Origin of the sequence: Streptomyces sp. NPDC005374, assembly GCF_042872225.1 — a bacterium.
Taxonomy (GTDB): domain Bacteria; phylum Actinomycetota; class Actinomycetes; order Streptomycetales; family Streptomycetaceae; genus Streptomyces.
The window spans coordinates 480,275-500,167 of the sequence record NZ_JBIAKA010000008.1 but is presented as its reverse complement, the minus strand read 5'-3'; the positions used below and the strand labels follow the sequence as shown (position 1 = coordinate 500,167).

The window sequence follows — 19,893 nt, the reverse complement described above, 5'->3', positions numbered from 1 at the left end:
TACGGCTCCGCCATCGCCGTGGTCCTGCTGGTCATCTCCCTCGTGGTGATCATCCCGTACCTGATCGCGACCTTCCGGAAGGAGCGCAGCGCATGAGCACCGCCCTGGTGACCAAGGAGCGCACCCCCGTCCGCCCCTCCCGGGTCCTGCTGCACACCTTCCTGGTTGTGACGTCGCTGGCCTGGCTGGCGCCACTCCTGTGGGCGGTCTTCGCGGCCCTACGCCCCTACTCCGAGACCAGCGACAAGGGCTATGTGTCCTGGCCGGACACGCTCAACTTCGACAACTTCAAGAACGCCTTCACGCAGTCCGACATGATGCACTACTTCGGCAACACGCTGATCATCGCGGTCCCGGCCGTCCTGATCACGCTGCTGCTGTCGTCGATGGTCGCCTTCTACGTGAGCCGTTTCGACTTCCGCCTCAACATCGCGCTGCTGCTGGTCTTCACCGCCGGCAACCTGCTCCCGCAGCAGGTCATCATCACCCCCCTGTACCGGCTGTACCTGCTCGTCGACCTGCCCGGCATCACCATGAGCGGCAAGCTGTACGACTCCGCGCTCGGCCTGGTCCTGATCCACGTCGCCTTCCAGTCCGGGTTCTGCGCCTTCGTACTGTCCAACTACATGCGGATGCTGCCGCACGAGCTGACCGAGGCCGCCCTGGTCGACGGGGCGTCGGTGTGGCGGATGTACTGGCAGATCGTGCTGCCGCTGTGCAAGCCCGCGATGGCCGCCCTGGGCACGTTGTTGTCCATCTGGATCTACAACGACTTCTTCTGGGCCATCGTGCTGATCTCCACCGGCGAGAACATGCCGATCACCTCGGCCCTCAACAACCTCTCCGGCCAGTACTTCACCGACCCCAACCTGGTCGCCGCCGGCGCCCTGCTCACCGCGATCCCCACCCTGATCGTGTACTTCGTGCTCCAGCGCCAGTTCGTCAGCGGACTGACCCTCGGCGCCAACAAGGGCTGACCGCCCTTCACTTGCCCCTCCCCTACACCCCACCCGGAGCACCACCAGTGAGTACCGCACGCCGTCTCCGCATTCCCGGAATCGCCTACGGAGGTGACTACAACCCCGAGCAGTGGCCCGAGGAGGTCTGGGCCGAGGACATGCGTCTGATGCGCGAGGCCGGGGTGACCATGGTCAGCGTCGGCATCTTCTCCTGGGCCCTGCTCGAACCGGCCGAGGGCGTCCACGACTTCACCCGCATGGACAAGATCCTCGACCTGCTCCAGGAGAACGGGATCGCCGCCGACCTGGCGACACCGACGGCGGCACCGCCGGCCTGGTTCTTCCACAAGCACCCCGAGGCGCTGCCGGTCGACAGGGACGGCAGGAGGCTGTCGTACGGCAGCCGCCAGACGTTCTGCCCGTCCAGCCCCGCCTACCGCCGAGCGGCACTACGGATCGCCGAAGCCCTCGCCGAGCGCTACGCCGACCACCCGGCCGTCGCCATGTGGCACATCCACAACGAGTACGGCTGCCACAACGACGCCTGCTACTGCGACACCAGCGCCGCCGCCTTCCGCACCTGGCTGCGCGCCCGCTACGACAACGACCTGGACGCCCTCAACCACGCCTGGGGCACCACCTTCTGGAGCCAGTGGTACTACACGTGGGACCAGGTCCTCCCGCCCCGCGCCACCGCGGCTCCCCCGAACCCCACCCAGCAACTCGACTGGCGCCGCTTCTGCTCCGACGAACTCCTCTCCCTGTGCACCGCCGAACGCGAGGTGTTGCGCCGGGCCGCCCCGGACACCCCGGCGACCACCAACTTCCTGGTCCTGCGCACCATCGACGCCCTCGACTACTGGCGCTGGGCACCGGAGTTGGACATCCTCTCCAACGACCACTACCTGCTGTCCGACGACCCTGAAGGCGAGCTCGACATCGCCCTGCACGGCGACCTGATGCGTTCGCTCGCGGGCGGCCCGTGGTTCCTCATGGAACACTCGACCGGCGCCGTCAACTGGCAACCCGTCAACCGCGCCAAGCGGCCCGGGGAGATGCGCCGCAACGCACTGGCGCACGTGGCCCACGGCGCCGACGGCATCGCGTTCTTCCAGTGGCGTGCGGCCAGGGCGGGCGCCGAGCAGTGGCACTCGGCGATGCTCCCGCACGCCGGAACGGACAGCCAGATCTGGCGAGACGTCGTCCAACTGGGCGCGGATCTGGGCGCGTTGGCCGAGGTCCGGGACTCCACCGTCGCGGCGCGGGTGGCGATCGTGTGGGACTGGGACGCCCGATGGGCACTGGAACTGCCCTCCCAGCCCAGCGGCGAACTGCGCTTCCAGGACCTGGTACGCGACTGGTACGCCCCGCTGTGGCGGGCAGGCGTCGTCGTCGACTTCGTACGCCCCGACGACCCCGATCTCGAGCGCTACCACCTGGTCCTGGCGCCGTCGCTGTACCTGGTGACCGAGGCGGCCGCGGCGAACCTCGCCCGGTACACCGAACGCGGGGGCACCCTGGCCGTCGGGTTCCACAGCGGCATGGTCGACGCCAACTGCCATGTGTACCTGGGCGGTTACCCCGGCGCGTTCCGCGAAGTCCTCGGCGTGGTCTCCGACGAGCTCTTCCCGCTGCTGCCGGGCGAGACGACCGGCCTCACCGGCGACGTGCCCGCCGCCGCCACGGCCGACCTGTGGTCGGAACGCATCCGGCTCACCGGCGCGCAGACCGTCGCCGCCCACGCCGACGGCCCCCTGGCCGGCCAGCCCGCGGTCACCCGCCACCAGTACGGCGACGGCACCGCCTGGTACGTGGCCACCCACCCCGACCGGGACACCCTCGCCGCCCTGCTCCACCGCATGTGTCAGGAGGCCGGCATGACACCGGAGCACGAGGCTCCCGCCGGAGTCGAGGTCGTCCGGCGCCACGGCACCGAGGCCGACTACCTGTTCCTCATCGACCACACCGGAAAGGGCGCCGAAGCACCCGCCGACGGCCTCGAACTCCTCACCGGCACACCGGTCTCCGGAACCGTCACCATCCCGCCGGGAGGCGTCGCCGTCGTCCGCGAGCCGCGCTGATCAGCGGGTCCGCTCCGGCACCCCGCACCGGGCCGCGGCGACGGACACGACCGGGGTCGCGGTCCCGTCGGCCCGGGTCAGCCGAGGCCGTCCGCGCCGATCTGGACGGCTGACTCGTCCAGTACGGCGTGGGAGACGGGCTGTGGGTTCCCGTCGAGGTCGAGGACGGGGGTGGCCTCCTTGTACCAGGACTCGATGACGGCGTTGCCCCAGAAGTCGCGGCGGCGATCGTCGTTCACGTTCCACCGGTAGGTCTCGTGGTCGGGGTCGCCGGTGTAGTAGTCGGAGGTGTAGATCTCGACGCGGTGGCCGTCGGGGTCGCGCAGGTAGAGGTAGAAGGCGTTGGAGACGCCGTGCCTGCCGGGGCCGCGTTCGATGTGGTGTTCCTTGCGGACCGAGCCGAACAGGTCCGCGGCGCGCAGGACTTGGTGGGACTCGTGGGTGGCCACGCCCACGTGGTGCAGGCGGGGTCCGGCGCCGCCGGTGAAGGCGACGTCGTGGACGGTCTGCTTGCGGTACATCCAGGCCGCGTACAGCTCGTGCTCGTCGCCCTCGATGGTCTCCGAGCAACCGAACCCGAGCGACTTGTAGTGGGCGTGGGCGGCGGGGATGTCCGGGGTACAGATGTTGAAGTGGTCCAGGCGGGCCACCTCGGCGCCGTGCCGGAGGTCGTAGCGCTGGATGAGGCGTTCGGCGCGCTCGATGTCGTGGAAGAACTCGACGGGGAAGCCGAGCGGGTCGACGACGCGGACGGCGTCGCCGACGCCGGGCGTGCCCTCCCCCTTCGGGATGCGCCGTACCGGTCGGCCGAGGTCCGCGAAGAACTTCTCCGCCCTGTCGACGTCCTCGGGGGCGCGGACCCGGTAGGCGATGTGGTCGAGGGCGGCGATGTCGCCCTCGCGCAGGACGAGGGAGTGGTGGGTCAGCTCGTCGGTGCCGCGCAGGCACAGGGTGGCCCGGTCCTCGTACTGGACGTGGAAGCCGAGCATGTCGACCCAGAACCAGCGGGATGCGGCGAGGTCGGTGACGGCGAGTTGGGCGTAGGCGGAGCGGATCACGTCCGGCGCGGTCATGAGGCGGCTCCGAAGCGGGGGGTGTGGACGTCCCCGAGGGCGACGTGGACGATCTTCGACTCGGTGTAGAAGTCGATGGAGTGGGCGCCTCCTTCACGGCCCACGCCGGACGCCTTGACCCCGCCGAAGGGGGTGCGCAGGTCGCGTACGTTGTGCGAGTTGAGCCAGACCATGCCGGACTCGACGGCGTGGGCGACGCGGTGGCCGCGCTTGAGGTTCGAGGTCCAGATGTAGGCGGCGAGACCGAACTGGGTGGCGTTGGCCAGCTCGATCGCCTCGGACTCGTCGTCGAAGGGAGCGACGGCGACCACGGGTCCGAAGATCTCCTCCTGGAAGATCCGGGCGTCACGGGGGACGTCGGCGAAGACGGTCGGCTGGAGGTAGTTGCCGTCGGTGAGGTGGTCGGGCCGGGTGCCGCCGGCGACGAGGCGGGCCTCCTTCCTGCCGATCTCGACGTAGTTCAGGACGCGTTCGTAGTGCTCGGGGTGGACCAGCGCGCCCACCTCCGTGGCCGGGTCCGAGGGCGGCCCCACACGGACGTTCGCCGCCCGCTCGGCCAGGCGGCGGGTGAACTCCTCGTACACCGGGCGCTCCACCAGGACGCGTGAACCGGCCGTGCAGCGCTCACCGTTGAGGGAGAACACCCCGAACACGACCGAGTCCAGGGCGGCTTCGAGGTCGGCGTCCGCGAAGACGACGGCCGGGGACTTGCCGCCCAGCTCCATCGAGGTGGTCTTCAGGTGCTGGGCACTGGAGCGGATGATGTGGCGGCCCGTGTCGGTGGAGCCGGTGAACGAGATCAACGGTACGTCCGGGTGGTCGACCAGTGCCTGACCGGCCTCCTCCCCGATGCCGTGCACGATGTTCGCCACGCCCGCCGGGACCCCGGCCTCGGCGAAGATCTCCGGCCACAGCGAGGCGGACAGCGGGGTCCACTCGGCGGGCTTGAGGACCAGCGTGCAGCCGGAGGCCAGAGCCGGGGCCAGCTTCCAGCTTTCCAGCATGAAGGGGGTGTTCCACGGCGTGATCAGCCCGGCCACGCCGACCGGCCTGCGCACCACGTAGCCGAACTGCTCCTCGCCCTGCCGGAAGGACTCCTCGCCGAGGGCGACGATCACGTCCGCGAAGTAGCGGAAGTTCTCCGCCGCCCGGCGGGCCTGACCGCGGGCCTGGGTGAGGGGGAGCCCGGTGTCGTACGACTCGAAGGACGCCAGCCTCTCGTGGCGGGCCTCGACGGCGTCGGCGATCCTGACCAGCACGTTGGCACGCTCCCGGTTGCCGAGCGACGACCAGGCCGGGAACGCGGACCTTGCGGCGGCCACCGCGCGGTCGATGTCGGCCGGACCGCCGGCCGCGGCCTTGGCGTAGGGCGTGTTGGTCACCGGATCGGCCACGGGGAAGGTCCGTCCGTCGGCGCTGTCGACCGACTCGCCGCCGATCCAGTGCTGGATGACGGGCGGCAGGTTCTCGATGCTCATGGTCATGCTCCGATCTGTGCGGTCAGGTCGCCGCCCTCGGCCAGCAGCGCACGGATCTTCGTCAGACCCGCCTCGGTGGGCGTCGTCAACGGCGGGCGGACGTGGGCCGAGGCGATGCGGCCCTGCTGGGCGAGGACCCACTTGGCGGGGGCCGGGTTGGTCTCCACGAACAGCAGGTCGACCAGCGGATGCAGGCGGTAGTGCAGGTCACGGGCGGCGTCGAAGTCGCCCGCCTCCCACAGCTCGTACATCCGCGCCACCGCGGTCGGGGCCAGGTTGGCCACGGCCGAGACGAATCCGGCGCCGCCGAGCGCCATCAGAGGCAGGCACAGCAGCTCGATGCCGGACCACACCAGCAGCGAGCGTCCGCAGGCGTGCAGTACACGGGAGAAGTGCTCGAAGTCCTTCGTCGTCTCCTTCACTCCGACGAAGTTCTCGAAGTCGGTGAACAGCCGCAGAACCGTCTCCGGCGCGATGTCGACCGCCGTGCGGGAAGGCACGTTGTAGGCGACGATCGGCAGGTCCGGGAACTCGCGGGCCACCGTGGCGTACCAGGTGTAGAGCGCCTCCTGGGTGGGGCGGGCGTAGTACGGCGTGATGACCAGAGCCGCGTCCGCACCCAACTCCCTTGCGGCAGCGGTCATTTCGAGGGTCTCGTCGAGCTTGTGCGAGCCGGTGCCGGGCAGGAACGGCACCCGGTCGGCGATCACCTCGACCGCCGTGCGCATTCCGGCGATCCGCTCGGCGGTGCTCTGCGCGCTCGGCTCCCCGGTGGAACCGCCCAGCGAGATGCCGTGCGAACCGGACTCCAGTTGAAAGCGGACGAGCCCGGCCAGGCTGTCGTGGTCGACCGCCCCTTCGGCCGTGAAGGGGGTGATGAGCGGGGCGATCGAGCCGCGGATCATGGACGGGTCGCTGCGGAACTTCACTGTGTCTCTCCCTTGCACCAGTTCTCATAGGCATCCCGCCAGGCAGGGCCCAGCGGATACAGGCCGTCGACGCTCTCGCCACCGGCCACCTGTTCCGTGATGAACCGCTCCTGCCGCTCCTGCTCCCGGCAGTCGGCGACCAACTCGGTGGCCAGGTCCGGGGGTACGACGACCACGCCGTCGTCGTCGCCCACGATCAGGTCGCCGGGCTGGACGAGCGCCCCGCCGCAGGCGACCGGCACGCCCGTGTCCCAGGGGACATGGCGGCGGCCGAGCACCGAGGGATGGGCTCCGCCGTGGAACACGGGCAGTCCGAGGGCGGCGACGGCCGCGCTGTCCCGCAGCCCTCCGTCGGTCACGACCCCGGCCGCGCCGCGCTGTTGGGCGCGCAGGGCGAGGATGTCCCCCAACGTTCCGGCGGAGGTGTCCCGGCGGGCGTCCATCACCAGCACGTGTCCGGGCCGGAGTTCCTCGATCGCCCTCTTCTGGGCGTTCATGCCGGTGCCGTACGTCTCGAACAGGTCCTCGCGGAGCGGCAGATAGCGCAGGGTGTGTGCCACGCCCACCATGCGGGTGCCGTGCGTGACGGGGTGCACGCCGTCGACCGACATGTGGGGGAGACCGCGTCGGCGCAACTGTGCGCTGATCGTCGCCACGGCGACCGAGCGCAGACCGTCGGCGAGGTCCTCGTCCAGCAGCGGCTCCGGGACGTACCCGGCTCCGTAGGCCGACTCCACCTCGGCCCGGTCCGTCCTGGGCTGCGCGCCCCACGGTTCCAGGTCGTGTTCGGCGGAGGCGATCGGGTTGCGCAGTACTCCGGTGCTCAACCGGCCGTCGCCGACCTCCACTTCGACCAGGTCTCCCGGTGCGACCACCGAGGCGCCGGCCGGGGTGCCGGTGAGGATCACGTCCCCGGGTTCCAGGGTGACCAGTCGGGACAGGTCCGCGACCAGCTCGCCGAAGGGGAACAGCAGGGTGTCGGTCGTGTCGTCCTGGACCACCTCGCCGTTCACCCAGGTCCTCAACCGCAGTCCGGCGGGGTCGAGTTCGGTGGCGTCCAGCAGCCGTGGCCCGATCGGGGTGAAGCCGTCCGCGCCTTTGGAGCGCAGGTTGGAGCCACGGTCGGCGTACCGCAGGTCGTACACGCCCGCGTCGTTGGCGGCGGTCACCCAGCGCACGTGGCGCCAGCCGTCCTCCGGCCGCACCTGCCGGGCCCGCGAGCCGATGACGAGGGCGATCTCGCCTTCGAAGCCCATGAGCCGGCAGCCCCGCGGCCTGATGATCGCCTCCTGGGTGCCGGCCAGCGACGACGGCGGCTTGAGGAAATAGGAGGGATGAGCGGGGGTCCGGCCGCGTTCCTCGGCGCGGCTGCGGAAGTTGAGGTGGACAGCGATGATCTTCGATGGGGGGTTCCCCAAGGGGTGTGGCACGGGGGCTCCTTCAGCTGCCGGACGACTCGCCGTGGCCGCGGACCCGCTCGCGCAGGGCGAGCAGTCCGTGCTGCCCGACCGCGGCGCCCGAGGCGGCGAACGCCCCGGCGAGGGTGGCGCCGACGGCGCCCCGGCCGAGGACGGTGATCCGGGGCGGGCGGCTGTGCGGCGGGGTCCCGGGCGGATACGACAACGCCGTCGCGCCTCCCTTTCGGATGGGCTCGGGTTCGTGGACCGGTGTGGCCGTTCGCAGCGAGCATGCGCCCCCGTCGCGGCCCGCAACAATGTCGGTGCCTACACTCACGACGGTGACGTGATGTGGATTCCGACATCCCCTCGAACGGAGGCCGGCATGGCCGCGATCCCCCTCGACCAGCTCGTCGAGGCCCTGCGGGGCGGTGTCATCAGCCTGCTGTCCGATGGCGGCGCGGCTGAATGGCGCGTCAACGGCGCCGAGTTGCTGGACTGCCCGGAGGCGCTCGGCACCACCGCACCCGGGCATCTGCTGCTCGGGGTCGGTCTTGACATCGCCGACCGTGATGCATTGGGCGCAGCCCTCCGCACAGCGGCGGACCGTTCCTGCGCACTCGCCGTCAAGTGCCCCGCTCCCCCGCCGCCGGAGGTCTCGGCACAGGTCGACAGGGCAAGCGTCCCTGTCCTGGCCGTCGATCCGCGGGTGCCGTGGACGCGTGTGCAGCGCCTGGTCACGACCATCCTGGCCGCGCGCGAGGCGGTTGCGGAACCGGGCGGCGGGACGACGGGCGGCGACCTCTTCTCCCTGGCCAACGCGGTCGCCGGAATCGTCGGCGGCGCTGTCGCGATCATGGACACACAGCAGGTGGTGGTCGCCTACTCGAACCTGCCCGACCAGCCCATCGACGAGACCCGGCGCCGCGGGATCCTGGGCAGGCGGGTGCCCGAGGACGCGATCGCCGATCACCTGGACCGGGAGGTGTGGGTGAGTGACACGGTCGTGCGTCAGCACCGGGCCGGGGATCTGCCGCGCACGGCCGTGGTCGTCAGAGCGGGCGAGGACGTGCTCGGTTCCCTCTGGGTCGCGTTTCCCGACGAGGCGGCGGCCGCCGACTGCGGGCCCACCCTGCAGGAGGCGGCCCGGGTCGCGGCCCTGCACATGCTGGCGCTGCGCCGCCAGGCCGACGCCGAGCAGGAGAGCCGCGACCGTGCCCTGCGTCACGCGCTGGAGGGCCGGTCGGGGCAGGGCGACCCGTCCGGCGGCGTCCGGCTTCCCGCCGTGCTGGTCGGGCTGGCCGAGGCGGGACAGGAGCGCGGCGACGAGGAGTCGTGGGAAGCCGGCAGCGCGGCCCGGCGCCGGGCCGCGCTGCTTCGGGCGCTGGACCTGGCCGTCCTCGACGGGCGCTCCCTCGGGTACGAACCGGCGGCCGCCCTGCTCGGGGACCGCGTCTACGTGTTGCTGCCGACCGCCGGTGCCGGCGCCGTGTCCACCGGGGTCCTGCTGGACCACCTTCTGGACCGGGCCCGGCACAGCCTGCACCGGTCGTTCACGGCGGTCGACTCCCCCACCGTCGGGACGCCTTCCGCCCTGCTCGCGGCCCGCCGCGACATCGACGCCGCGCTCGACCACCTCCGGGAGCGTCGGGCCGCGCCCGGCGCCCACCACGCCGAGGACCTGCGGCCGGAGCTGGTGCTGCGGCGGCTCGTCGGCGCGGTGCGCGAGGATGCCGAACTGCGCACCGGTATCGCGGAACGCCTGCGCGCCCACGACGGGGAACACGCCACCGACTACTGCGCCACACTGCTCGCTTATCTGCGGCACTTCGGCGATGTCGCCGCGGCCAGCGCCCAGTTGCACATCCACCAGAACACCTTGCGGCTGCGGCTGCGCCGGGCCGAGGAACTCTTCGGCGTATCGCTCGCCGATCCGACGCGGCGCCTCCTGCTGACGCTGGAACTGACGGCCCTGGCCGGTCTGTCGGAGCCGTCGGCCAGGGACTGATGTCGCATCGGACACCACCCGGCCGGATTCACTGTCGATCCCGACATTGGCCCGGGAGCGGTCGGGCGCCCATGCTCCTGCACACCGAGGCCGTCACCCGGCACCGGCGATGCCCGAGCAGCGATCAAGGAGCACGGCAGTGACCGTTCTGGACACCCCGACGAGCACGAGGAAGCCGCCGCACATGAGCGACGCGGAGTGGCGGGCACGGCTCGAACTCGCCGCCTGCTACCGCGTCTTCCACCACCTCGGCTGGGTGGAGATGATCTTCAACCACATCACCGTCCAGGTGCCCGGCGAGGAGGGGCACCTGCTGATCAACCCGTTCGGCCTGATGTACGACGAAGTGACCGCGTCGAACCTGGTGAAGATCGACCTCGACGGCAATGTCCTGTCCGACTCGGCCTGGCCCGTCAACGAGGCGGGTCTGCTGATCCACTCGGTGATCCACGCCGGCCGGCCCGACGCGCACTGCATCATGCACACCCACACCACCGCGGGCACCGGAGTCGCCTGTCTGCGCGACGGACTGGACCCGGACAACTTCTACGCCGCCCAACTGCACGACATGGTCGCCTACCACGACTTCGAGGGCATCACCGTCGACCCCGAGGAGAAGCCACGCCTGGTGGCCGACCTCGGTGACCGCGACCTGATGATCCTGCGCAACCACGGCCTGCTGGCGGTGGGACCGACCGTCCCCGCGGCCTTCGCCGCCCTGTGGACCCTCCAACGCGCCTGCGAGATCCAGCTCTCCGCCCAGCAGTCCGGGCAGCCGCTGACGCCGGTGAGCCGGGCGGCGGCGGTGCGCTCGACCAAGGAGTCCTTCCAGATGGGCGACCGCACGGAGGCGGGCAGGACCCTGTTCGACGCACTGCGCCGCAGGATCGACCGCATCACCCCCGACTACGCCGTCTGACACCCTCCCGCTCCCCCGGGCCGACGACGACCCGACGACGATCGGACCTCCCCATGTCCCCATCCGCTCAGACAACCGGCGCCCGGAGCCGGCACCGCACCGTCGCACTGGCCGCCATGGCGGGCACCACCATCGAGTGGTACGACTTCTTCATCTACGCCCTGTGCACCGGACTGGTGTTCAGCAGCGAGTTCTTCGACGGACTCGGCGACGACTCGCTGGTCGTCTCCTTCGCGACCATCGGGATCAGCTTCTTCTTCCGGCCGGTCGGAGCCGCCCTCGCCGGCCACCTCGGTGACCGGCTCGGCCGCCGCGCGATGCTGATCGCCACCCTGCTGCTCATGGGCGTCTCCACGACCCTGATCGGTCTCGTGCCGTCGTCCGCCTCCATCGGTATGACCGCCCCGGTCATCCTCGTGTTCCTGAGGATCCTCCAGGGCCTGTCGGCGGGCGGCGAGTGGGGCGGCGCGGCACTGATCTCCGTGGAGCACGCACCGCCGGGGAAGCGCGGCCGGTTCGGTTCCTACCCCCAACTCGGCGCACCGCTCGGCCTGTTGTTGGCCAACGGCGCCCTGGCGGCCGTCACCGCTCTCACCACCGACGACCAGTTCCTCGCCTGGGGCTGGCGCATCCCGTTCCTGCTCAGCGTCGTCCTCGTCGGCGCCGGGTTCGTCATCCGTCGCAAGGTCGAGGAAAGCCCCGTCTACCAGGAGCTGAAGGAGTCCGGGAACCAGTCGCGCGCCCCGATCGCCGTGCTGTTCAGGAGCCACTGGCCGCTCGTCGTGGCCGGCGCCCTGCTCTTCGCCGCCAACAACGCCGTCGGCTACATGACCACCGGTGGCTATGTGCAGAGCTACTCGGTGAACCATCTGGGCATGGACCCGACGTTGATCCTGATCTGCGTCATGGTCGCCGCGGTCGGCTGGATGGCCAGCACCCTGGCGGGCGGCCGGCTGTCCGACCGCTTCGGCCGGCTACGCGTCTACCGCATCGGCTTCGTCATCCAACTCGCCTGGATGTTCCCGTTCTTCGCCCTGCTCAACACGGCGAACGCCGGTCTCGTCGTAGTGGCGCTCGTCCTCTACAGCATCGGCCTCGGGCTCACCTACGGGCCGCAGGCCGCCCTGTTCTCGGAGCTGTTCCCCACGGCCGTCCGGTACAGCGGTGCGGCCCTGTCCTACGCCATCGGAGCCGTCCTCGGCGGCGCCTTCGCCCCCATGATCGCCGAGGCCCTGCAGGCCGGGACCGGCACCGTGTACTCCGTCGCCGTCTACCTCGCGGGGGTGACGGTGATCGGACTCGCCGTCACCTTCGTCCTGAAGGAGCGCCAGGACGTGCCGCTCAGCGAGGCAGAGGCCGGGTCCGGGTCCGCGTCCGGGTCCGAGACCGGTGAGAAGGACGAGCAGGCGACCGTGACCGCCTGAGGCGACCGCACCACACCACGCCCCCCATTGCTGCCCCCATCGCAAGGAGCCCCACATGAACGAGCCGCAAACCGACCCCATCCGCCCGGCAACGGCCGAAGGCCGCCCCCACGGAGCCCTGACGCGCCGCCGGCTCTGGCAGCTCGGTGCCGCCGCAGCGGTCGCCGCCGGCACCGCCTCGCTGCTTCCCGAACGCGCCTCCGCCGAGCCCTCGCCGGCCACGGCCCCGACCGCACAGGACTACTACGACCGCGCCGCCGAACTGGCCGGCGACAACCCGGTCCTCACGGGCATCGTCGGCGCGCTCACCACCGGCTACACCCCGCCGAGGCCCCCCGCTCCCGCGCCCCTGCGCATCTTCGACAACGTCGCCGTGCTCAGCGTCGGTTTCGTGTCCGCCACGGCGATCCTCACCCCGGGCGGCATCATCCTCATCGATGCCCTCGACAACCCGGACGAGGCCGAGCAGTACATCGTCTCGGGCCTGCGCAGCCTGGGGGCCGACCCCTCGAAGATCAAGTACGTCGTGGTCACCCACGGCCACGGCGACCACTTCGGCGGCGCCCAGTACCTGGCCGACCAGTACGGCGCCCGGGTCATGATGGCCCCGGCCGACTGGGACCTCGTCGCCTCCACGAACCCGGCCAACGCACCCGACCGCGACCTGGACATCGCCGACGGCCAGAAGCTGACGCTGGGCCGCACCACCGTGACCCTCAACCACACGCCGGGCCACACACCCGGCACCGTCTCGCCGATCTTCCCGGCGCACTGGCGGGGCCGCACCCACACCGCGATGCTGTGGGGCGGGACCAACCCGCCCGCGGCCACCGCGAGCAAGGAGACCTACCTCGCCTCCGCCCTCACCTTCGCCTCCCGGGCGAGGCGGGCCGGGGTCGACGTCGAGGTGAGCAACCACGCCTTCGCCGACTACGGCCTCGAGCGCATGGAGGAACTGCGCAGCGCGCCGAACGGCCGCGAGAACCCGTTCGTCGTGGGCGCCCCGACAGCACAGCGCTTCATGAAGATCGTGGAGACCATGCTGCGCGGCCGCATCGCCGAGGACCAGCAGGCCGCCACTCCCACGGCGACCACGTTGGCGGCCACCAGCGCGCATACGGCAGGCTGCTGCTGAGGTCCGCGACAGCGCGGCGACAGGACGGTCACCGGCTGCCGGGGCAGCGGTGACCGTCGGCCGCCGGCGGGGGAAGCTCAGCCCCAGGCCGTCACCGGCACGAAGGAACTGTCCTGGCGGAACAGGTCTGTTCCGTTGGTCCGGTCCACCCGGAGCTGGTAGTTGTAGTGGCGCAGGTAGTACCCGGGATAGTTGTACGACTCCCAGCGGATCGAGCCCGAGGACGAACCCGTGCGGGCGATGAACGTCGCGTCCCTGGCGAAGGTCGAGGTGCCGTCGTTGGCGTCGAAGCGGCCGCGGAAGTCCCAGTGGCGCAGGTAGTTGCCCGAGGAGTCGCGGAAGGAGTAGCCGGCGGAGTCGGCGAGTCCCGCGACGACCGTGAAGGTGGACGCCGTCTTCTCGGCGGAACTGCTGGAGCCGGTCACCACCGGGAGGTTGAGCAGTGCGGACTGCGTCTGCCAGTAGCGGGTGGGGAAGTTGGCCGACTGGAAGGAGCGCGTGACGTTCTTCGCCAGTGCCGGTCCGCCCGAGACGGTCTCCTTGATGACCGTGAAGTGGCGTGCCGTACCGGAGACGACCGGCAGCGCGGCCGGGGCCGACCAGGTCGCGAAGGTGTCGTAACTGTCGCTGTAGTAATAGGTGTTGTCGCCGTAGCCGTCGAAGAAGATCCGCCAGCCGCCGTTGTCGAGCTGGATCACGGACGGGCCCTCGCGGTAGCTGCCCCAGCCCGCCCAGTCGCCGGTCCTGGAGACCGTGTAGGGGCCGGTGAGCGCGGAAGCCGTCGCGTACTCGATGTACTTCGCCGTCTCGTTCTTCGTGAAGGCGTGGTACGTCGAACCGACCTTCACGATGTACGTGTCGATGTGGTTCGGGCCGATGCCGGACAGGGCGACCGGTGAACTCCATGCAGTCAGCGCGGAGTTGGCCGCCTTCAGCCGGTACGGCGTGAAGATCCACTCGTCGCTGGTGAGCGAGCAGGACACGATGACGTTGACGCTGCCGTCACTGTCGACGAACCACTCCGGCGCCCATGCGCGGGACAGGTTGGCGATCGGGACCGTGTAGTCGTACAGGAAGGTCCAGTTGGACCGGTCGGAGCTGCGCGCGAAGCCGATGGTGGTGCTGACGTCCTGCCAGGTGTGCGTCGTGTAGGTGACGTAGTAGTAGCCGTCGGTGTGCTTGAAGACGCTCGCGTCGCGGATCCTGTTCGCGGGCGGGGTGTAGGCGGAGGACTTGAGCAGCCGGAAGTCCGTGGCGTCGTCGGACTGGTAGACGTTCACGGTGCCGTCGTTGCTGTTGAGGAACGGCACGATGGTGTAGCGGGTCGCGGAACCGCTCGGCGGGGCGGCGGCGAAGGCCGCGCCGGGCAGTTCGCCCAGCAGGACGGCCGAGGCGGGCAGGGCCGCCATCGCGCGCAGCAGGGTACGCCGGGACGGCGCGGGGGGTCGTGTGGTCACGGCGGCTCTCCCTGGGGCAAGGACACAACGCGGCTCGTAATGTCCGACATGCCGAACGAGGTTCGGAAAGTCGATCAGAAGGTAAGACTGTGACCCGGACGCGTCAATGCTTTGCGCATGACCTGGTGAGCGTGGTGAGGCAGCTGTGGCGCCCGGCGGACCGCCGCTCCCGCCAGGGTCGTTCCGGCGAAGCGCTTTCGGACGTTACCGTGCGGTAGGCAACATCGTCCCGGAGTCCCGGAGGTGCCCGTATGACGCACGACCGTTCCGCAGGCCTGGCGGAGACCGCCCGTGCTCTGGCCGACGGCACGACCACCTCCCGGGCGCTCGTCGAACAGACCCTGGCGCGGATCGAGACGTCCCAAGGTGCCCTCAACGCCTTCCGGATCGTCCGGACGCAGGCCGCTCTCGCCGAGGCCGAGGCAGCGGACGCCCAACTGGCCGCCGGAACAAGGAAACCGCTGCTCGGCGTGCCGGTCGCCGTCAAGGACGACATGGACGTGGCCGGTGAACCCACCGCGTTCGGCTGCCAGGGGGAGTTCCCGGCGGTCGCCAGGGACGGCGAGGCGGTACGGCGGCTGCGCGCGGCCGGGGCCGTGATCGTCGGCAAGACCAACACCTGCGAGTTCGGGCAGTGGCCGTTCACCGAGGGGCCCGCCTTCGGGGCGACCCGCAATCCCTGGAGTCCGGAGCACACGCCGGGCGGTTCGTCCGGCGGGTCCGCCGCGGCCGTCGCCGCCGGTCTCGTGCCCGCCGCGCTCGGCTCCGACGGGGCGGGATCGGTACGCATCCCCGCCTCCTGGACCCATCTCGTCGGCATCAAGCCGCAGCGCGGCCGCATCTCCACCTGGCCCCGCGGCGAGTCCTTCCAGGGCATCACCGTCAACGGCACGCTGGCCCGCACGGTCGCCGACGCGGCCCTGCTCCTCGACGCGGCGAGCGGCAACCACGCGCTGGACCCGCACCGCCCGCCCGTCGTCGACGCCTCCGCCGCGGTCGGCCGCGACCCCGGGCGGCTGCGCATCGCGCTCGCACTGAAGCCGCCGTTCACCGCCCTGCCCGCACGACTTCACCCAGCGGTGCGGGCACGGGTCGTCGAACTCGCCGAGAAACTGGGCGACTTGGGGCACATCGTCGAGGAAGCCGATCCGCCGTACGGGCAGATCGGGCTCACCTTCATCCCGCGCGCCACCGCCGGCCTCGCCGAACGGGTCCGCGAGGCCCCCTTCCCCGCACTCCTCGACCGACGCACCCGCGACGCGGCCCGGCTCGGCGGACTGCTCGGCGGGGTCCCGCTGCGCGCGGCGCGGCGCGCGGAGGCGGTCCTGCACCGTCGTATCGGCGGGTTCTTCACGTCGTACGACGTCGTCCTCGCCCCGACCACGGCCGCTCCCCCGCCGCGCATCGGCGCGATGCTGAAGCTGGGCGGACTGGCCACCGACCGGGCGATGATCGCCGCCTGCCCCTACGCCTGGCCGTGGAACGTGCTGGGCTGGCCCGGCGTCAACGTACCCGCCGGGTTCGTCGACGGGGGCCTGCCCGTCGGGGCGCAACTGCTCGGGCCCGCGAACAGCGAGCCGCTTCTGCTGTCGCTCGCGGCGCAGTTGGAGGCGGAGCTGCGCTGGCACGAGACCTGGCCTGACCAGCAGGCCGCCGTGGATTCCCCGGCCGCGTGACGGCATCGGGCCCGTACCCTGTGACCATGGACGATGTGTCGATGGTCGGGCTCATGGGGCGGGTCACCGGGACGATCGGGCCGGGGCTCGTCGGCGAGGTGATCGTCCGGGTGCGGGGCGGCGCCGAACACTTCCTCGCCTACCCCGCCACCGGCACGGACCGGATCGAGCGCGGAACGGTCGTGATGGTGGTGGAACACCTGCCGCCGAGGACGGTCTACGTGCAGGCCGCGTACGACAGTTGAGCCCGCTGACGCGCAGGTGAGAGTCGTAGTATCAAGGTTTCGACAAGGAATCGCCGGCGTCTGTATTCCGGTGTCGGACAGGCGCACACTCCCTTCGTTCGGTGCCGAAAGGGCACCATCCAAAGGGGGCGTATGCCGATGGTTGTCGGCGTCGTTGCGGGGGTGGCCGTTGCTGCCATCGCCGTTCTGATCGGTCTGTTCAAACTGATGTGGCGTGTCGCGGAACCCAACGAGGCACTGATCATCTCGGGTTCCAACCACAAGACCGAGGGGCTCGAGGCGGGCATGGGATTCCGCATCGTCACCGGGCGGGGCACTCTGGTGCTGCCCGGTGTGCAGGCGGTGCGCAAGCTCTCGCTCGACCTGAACGAGACCGAACTGCATGTGGACTGCGCGACGCACCAGGGCATCCCGCTCAGGGTGCGGGGCGTGGTCATCTTCAAGGTGGGCGACGACTTCGTGTCGATCGCCAACGCGGGGCGCCGTTTCCTCGACCAGCAGAAGCTGATGTCGGAGCGCGTGCACAACGTGTTCGCCGGTCATCTCAGGTCCATCGTCGGCGGGTTGACCGTCGAGGACATGATCCGTGACCGGGAGAAGCTCACCGGGCAGACCCGGGCCGCCTGCGGCACGGAGATGGAGAAGCTGGGGCTCATCGTCGACTCCCTGCAGATCCACGAGATCGAGGACCCGACCGGGTACATCAAGAACATGGCAATGCCGCACGCGGCCGCCGTCCAGCGGGACGCCCGCATCGCGCAGGCCGAGGCGAACCGGCTGGCCACCGAGGCCGAGCAGCAGGCTTTCGCGCGGATGGCGGAGGCCACCCGGGACAGCGAGATCCTCCAGGCCGGCTACCAGGCGGAGCGGGACAAGGCGGCCGCGAAGGCGCAGCAGGCCGGTCCGCTCGCCGACGCCGCTGCCCGGCAGGAGGTCGTCATCCAGGAGACCCGGGTCGCCGAACTCGAGGCGCACCGGCGGGAGCAGCAGCTCCAGGCGGACGTCCGCAAGCCGGCGGACGCCAAGGCCTACGAGAAGCGCACCCTCGCCGAGGCCGAGCGCGATGTGCGGATCTCCGGTGCCGAGGCCAAGGCGAAGGAGACGGAGCTCGCGGCGGCGGCCGAGGCGACCCGGGTCAAGGCGGCCGCGGGTGCCGAGGCCGAGGCGACCAAGGCGCACGGTACGGCCATGGCCGCGTCGACCCGGGCCACCGGTGAGGCCGAGGCCGCGGCGGCTCAGGCCAGGGGTCTCGCGGAGGCGGAGGCGGTCAGGGCGAAGGGGCTCGCGGAGGCGGAGGCCATCAAGGCCCGCGCCGCCGCCCTCGCCGAGAACCAGGAGGCGGTCGTCGCCCAGCAACTCGCCGAGAACTGGCCGGAGATCGTCAGGGCGGGCGCGTCCGCGTTCGGCAACGCCGACAACATGGTGATCCTCAACGGCGCCGACGGCATGGCGGACATGTTCGCCAAGGCGCTCACCATGGGCGGCACCGGGCTTGGTCTGGCACGTCAGCTGCTGTCGTCGATGAACCAGAACGGAGGGGACCAGGGCGCAGGGGACCGGAACGGGCAGCACCCGAACGGCACTTCGCCGCTGAACGGGCTGGTCAAGTCGCCGGCCGCACAGCGGGTGCCGGTCCAGGAGGACTGACCCACCGCGCTCACGGGGGCACCCCTTAAGGTGCCCCCGTGACTGCGTTTACCCATGACACCGATGAGAACGTCCCCGGCCGCCACGGCGCCGGCGCGACCACCGAGGCCGACCCCCGCGAGGTCGGCACCGTGCGTACCGAGTACTCCCCCGCGCACGACGGGGACCCCGACCCCGGAGAGATCGTCTGGACCTGGGTGCCCTTCGAGGAGAACGACGGGCGCGGCAAGGACCGACCCGTGCTCGTGGTCGCCCGCGAGGCGGCCGGCACCTTCCTCGCCGTACAGCTGTCGAGCAAGAGGCACGACGGGGACCGGGAGTGGGTCGCGATCGGCGGCGGACCCTGGGACAAGTCCGGACGGGACTCCTGGGTGGACGTCGACCGCATCCTGCGGCTCCACGAGGAGGGCATGCGCCGGGAGGCGTGCGCACTGGACCGGGGGCGGTTCAACCTGGTCAGGAACCGGCTGCACGAGCGGTACGGCTGGACCTGACCAACCCTGGATGAGCTGCCCGACCCCTCGTCGACCTGACTAACCCTGGTTCTGGAGCCGCCGCTCCGCGAACGCGGTGACGAACGCCTCGCGCACCACCGCGCCGCGCGTCCGGTCCAGGATCCCGAACACCACGTGCTCGAAGGCCCCGGCGAACCGTCCGCCGGGCCCGAGCAGCTTCCGGAACGCCCCCGCCACCTGTGCGGGGTCGTTCTGGAACACCCCGCAGCCCCAGGCGCCCAGGACCATTCGCGGGTAGCCGTGGGCCGCGGCCACCTCCAGCACCCGCTCGGCGCGCACCGCGAGGGCCCGCGGCAGCTCGGCCGCGCGCTCCGGCGCCGTACGCAGCATAACGCCCGCGTTCGGGGCCGCCGCCGTCAGGAAACCCACGAGGTGTGCCGAGTCCAGCAGTGTGCCGCGGTCGTCGCGGAACACGGGCACGGCCGGTGAGTGGATGACCCGGTCCGTGTAGAACGGGTCGCGGTGGGCCCGGTGGTGCTCGTAGAACTCACGGGCCTGACGCTGGCAGGTGTACAGCGCGGAGGCCCTGCAGAGGGCCTCCTCCTGGGCCTGGGCGCCGTTCAGATAGCCGCCGCCCGGATTGCGGGCCGAGGCGAAGTTCAGCACGGCCACGTGCCCGCCGAGCCGACGGGCCGCTTCCAGACTGCTCTCGCCCGTGACCTCGACGAACGTGTCCCCGGGATCGGAGGGCGGGGCCTCCACCGGGCCCGGACCGTACATCCGCGTCCCCGTCCGCGCCGCCTCGATCTCGGCGGCCACGGAGACCTCCCGTCCGTCCGGCGCGCGGTAGCGTCCCGCCTCGACGATCCGCTCCGTCTCCTGCGCGATGCCGCGCAGCCGCGCGCTCATGGCGCCACCCCCGTGAGCGCCATGAGTGCGGGCCGCGCGGTCTCCCCCGTCGTGCTCATGAACGCATCGTGAGCGATGCTGGTCCTGCGGTGCAACAGAGT

The 19,893-nt window shown here is 71.0% G+C and carries 17 protein-coding genes; 10 read left to right on the top strand and 7 right to left on the bottom strand.

Annotated features, from left to right (window positions below):
• The first annotated feature begins 92 nt into the window (after nucleotides 1–92).
• Nucleotides 93–977, top strand: a complete 885-nt coding sequence (locus tag ACFYRX_RS23155; RefSeq protein ID WP_389102702.1) for a carbohydrate ABC transporter permease — start codon at nucleotides 93–95, stop codon at nucleotides 975–977.
• Nucleotides 978–1,024: 47 nt separating this feature from the next.
• Nucleotides 1,025–3,040 carry a beta-galactosidase gene (locus ACFYRX_RS23150; RefSeq protein WP_389102700.1) on the top strand — a complete coding sequence of 672 codons (2,016 nt, stop codon included), beginning with the start codon at nucleotides 1,025–1,027 and terminating at the stop codon, nucleotides 3,038–3,040.
• Between the two features lie 77 nt (nucleotides 3,041–3,117).
• On the opposite strand, the gene hpaD is transcribed toward ACFYRX_RS23150, so the two are convergent.
• Genes hpaD through ACFYRX_RS23125 form a run of 5 tightly spaced genes read right to left on the bottom strand, consistent with a single transcriptional unit; the run spans nucleotide 3,118 to nucleotide 8,143 of the window.
• The gene (gene hpaD / locus ACFYRX_RS23145) at nucleotides 3,118–4,113 is read right to left on the bottom strand and encodes a 3,4-dihydroxyphenylacetate 2,3-dioxygenase (protein WP_389102697.1); all 996 of its coding nucleotides are present in this window, start codon (nucleotides 4,111–4,113) and stop codon (nucleotides 3,118–3,120) included.
• Nucleotides 4,110–5,591, bottom strand: a complete 1,482-nt coding sequence (gene hpaE, locus ACFYRX_RS23140) for a 5-carboxymethyl-2-hydroxymuconate semialdehyde dehydrogenase (RefSeq protein ID WP_389102694.1) — start codon at nucleotides 5,589–5,591, stop codon at nucleotides 4,110–4,112. The genes hpaD and hpaE overlap by 4 nt, the downstream gene beginning before the upstream one ends.
• A 2-nt stretch (nucleotides 5,592–5,593) precedes the next feature.
• The gene (dapA, locus tag ACFYRX_RS23135; protein WP_389102691.1) at nucleotides 5,594–6,520 is read right to left on the bottom strand and encodes a 4-hydroxy-tetrahydrodipicolinate synthase; all 927 of its coding nucleotides are present in this window, start codon (nucleotides 6,518–6,520) and stop codon (nucleotides 5,594–5,596) included.
• Nucleotides 6,517–7,950 carry a fumarylacetoacetate hydrolase family protein gene (locus ACFYRX_RS23130; protein ID WP_389102689.1) on the bottom strand — a complete coding sequence of 478 codons (1,434 nt, stop codon included), beginning with the start codon at nucleotides 7,948–7,950 and terminating at the stop codon, nucleotides 6,517–6,519. Before ACFYRX_RS23130 ends, dapA begins: the two co-directional genes overlap by 4 nt.
• A gap of 10 nt (nucleotides 7,951–7,960) precedes the next feature.
• A complete protein-coding gene (locus ACFYRX_RS23125) occupies nucleotides 7,961–8,143 on the bottom strand; it encodes a hypothetical protein (RefSeq protein ID WP_389102687.1) in 183 nt (60 codons plus the stop codon).
• A 159-nt stretch (nucleotides 8,144–8,302) separates the two neighbouring features.
• On the opposite strand from ACFYRX_RS23125, the gene ACFYRX_RS23120 reads away from it, so the two are divergent.
• The 4 genes from ACFYRX_RS23120 (at nucleotide 8,303) to ACFYRX_RS23105 (ending at nucleotide 13,403) form a co-directional block, all read left to right on the top strand.
• Nucleotides 8,303–9,925: a PucR family transcriptional regulator gene (locus ACFYRX_RS23120; protein WP_389102684.1), complete on the top strand. Its 1,623-nt coding sequence runs from the start codon at nucleotides 8,303–8,305 to the stop codon at nucleotides 9,923–9,925.
• A gap of 139 nt (nucleotides 9,926–10,064) precedes the next feature.
• A complete protein-coding gene (locus ACFYRX_RS23115; RefSeq protein ID WP_389102681.1) occupies nucleotides 10,065–10,844 on the top strand; it encodes a class II aldolase/adducin family protein in 780 nt (259 codons plus the stop codon).
• A 53-nt stretch (nucleotides 10,845–10,897) separates the two neighbouring features.
• On the top strand, nucleotides 10,898–12,268 hold the full coding sequence (locus tag ACFYRX_RS23110) for an MFS transporter (RefSeq protein WP_389102678.1): 1,371 nt from the start codon (nucleotides 10,898–10,900) through the stop codon (nucleotides 12,266–12,268).
• A 55-nt stretch (nucleotides 12,269–12,323) separates the two neighbouring features.
• Nucleotides 12,324–13,403 carry an MBL fold metallo-hydrolase gene (locus ACFYRX_RS23105; RefSeq protein ID WP_389102675.1) on the top strand — a complete coding sequence of 360 codons (1,080 nt, stop codon included), beginning with the start codon at nucleotides 12,324–12,326 and terminating at the stop codon, nucleotides 13,401–13,403.
• 77 nt (nucleotides 13,404–13,480) lie between these two features.
• Here the strand turns inward: ACFYRX_RS23105 and ACFYRX_RS23100 are convergent, their stop codons facing one another.
• Nucleotides 13,481–14,860: a glycoside hydrolase family 43 protein gene (locus ACFYRX_RS23100; RefSeq protein ID WP_389102672.1), complete on the bottom strand. Its 1,380-nt coding sequence runs from the start codon at nucleotides 14,858–14,860 to the stop codon at nucleotides 13,481–13,483.
• A 251-nt stretch (nucleotides 14,861–15,111) separates the two neighbouring features.
• On the opposite strand from ACFYRX_RS23100, the gene ACFYRX_RS23095 reads away from it, so the two are divergent.
• The 4 genes from ACFYRX_RS23095 to ACFYRX_RS23080 all read left to right on the top strand — a co-directional run bounded on the left by ACFYRX_RS23095 (nucleotide 15,112) and on the right by ACFYRX_RS23080 (nucleotide 18,922).
• Nucleotides 15,112–16,536: an amidase gene (locus ACFYRX_RS23095; RefSeq protein ID WP_389102670.1), complete on the top strand. Its 1,425-nt coding sequence runs from the start codon at nucleotides 15,112–15,114 to the stop codon at nucleotides 16,534–16,536.
• A 26-nt stretch (nucleotides 16,537–16,562) separates the two neighbouring features.
• A complete protein-coding gene (locus tag ACFYRX_RS23090; protein ID WP_389102668.1) occupies nucleotides 16,563–16,781 on the top strand; it encodes a hypothetical protein in 219 nt (72 codons plus the stop codon).
• Nucleotides 16,782–16,913: 132 nt separating this feature from the next.
• A complete protein-coding gene (locus ACFYRX_RS23085; protein ID WP_389102665.1) occupies nucleotides 16,914–18,428 on the top strand; it encodes an SPFH domain-containing protein in 1,515 nt (504 codons plus the stop codon).
• A gap of 38 nt (nucleotides 18,429–18,466) precedes the next feature.
• On the top strand, nucleotides 18,467–18,922 hold the full coding sequence (locus ACFYRX_RS23080; protein ID WP_389102662.1) for a type II toxin-antitoxin system PemK/MazF family toxin: 456 nt from the start codon (nucleotides 18,467–18,469) through the stop codon (nucleotides 18,920–18,922).
• Between the two features lie 39 nt (nucleotides 18,923–18,961).
• Here the strand turns inward: ACFYRX_RS23080 and ACFYRX_RS23075 are convergent, their stop codons facing one another.
• The gene (locus ACFYRX_RS23075) at nucleotides 18,962–19,792 is read right to left on the bottom strand and encodes a TIGR02452 family protein (RefSeq protein ID WP_389102659.1); all 831 of its coding nucleotides are present in this window, start codon (nucleotides 19,790–19,792) and stop codon (nucleotides 18,962–18,964) included.
• Nucleotides 19,793–19,893 lie beyond the last annotated feature (101 nt).